Genomic DNA, 722 nt, shown 5'->3' on the forward strand with positions numbered 1-722 from the left:
TTGCAGAGCCGGGCGCCGGCGCACCAGCGCTTTGAGCTGCTGGAGCGACGGCGGATCAGGGGACCAACGGCGTAACTGCTCGCGGTGACGCAGGGCATAACTGGCGATCAGCTTGGCATCGCTGCGATCGGTCTTGACCCGGCTGAGTTGGCTGCGTGCGTACGCGGCCGTCTGCGCCGGGTTGAGCACGCACACCCGATAGCCGCGTGCGTGGAGGAACTCGGCCAGCGCCTGGTGGTAGGTGCCGGTGGCCTCCATGGCGATCCAGCTATCGGGCTGGGCATGCGTCTGCAGCCATGCCTGCAGGGCCTGGAAGCCCTTGGCATCGTTGGACAACTTGGCCTTGGTACGGTGCTTGCCATTGGTCAGATCGATGGCCACATCGAAACTGCGTTTGGCAACGTCGATGCCGATGACGGGAGACATAGGCGATTCCTCCATCGTGTCAGGGTCATGATCGGCGCTGGGCCCGGTCCTGCCTTGTCGATGCGAGTTCACGCCCGGGGGCGGACTCTGGATACCGTTCGGACACACAAGGGCCAGCATGTGGAGGGCGGAGCCGATCTACGATGCAAGCTCGAAGCTTTAGGAGCGACTGGACCTCCCACACCTCCTCCGATGATCAGTCGGAAGACATGACGCCTGTTTAGGGGCGACATGTCCAGATACAAGGAGAGGCTTCTCCACCGACAGCGGCGTTACCGGTCGGCCTGTGGCGCGGC

1 protein-coding gene is annotated in these 722 nt (G+C 63.9%); it reads right to left on the reverse strand.

Annotation, left to right across the window (positions count from 1 at the left end; translation table 11 throughout):
• Positions 1 to 426 (reverse strand): transposase (locus tag CEK65_RS14055; RefSeq protein ID WP_152182126.1); only part of this gene is annotated, 426 nt, incomplete at its 3' end.
• Between the last annotated feature and the right edge of the window lie 296 nt (positions 427 to 722).

Source organism: Xanthomonas sp. LMG 12459 (genome assembly GCF_009192905.1).
Classification (GTDB): Bacteria; Pseudomonadota; Gammaproteobacteria; order Xanthomonadales; family Xanthomonadaceae; genus Xanthomonas_A; species Xanthomonas_A sontii.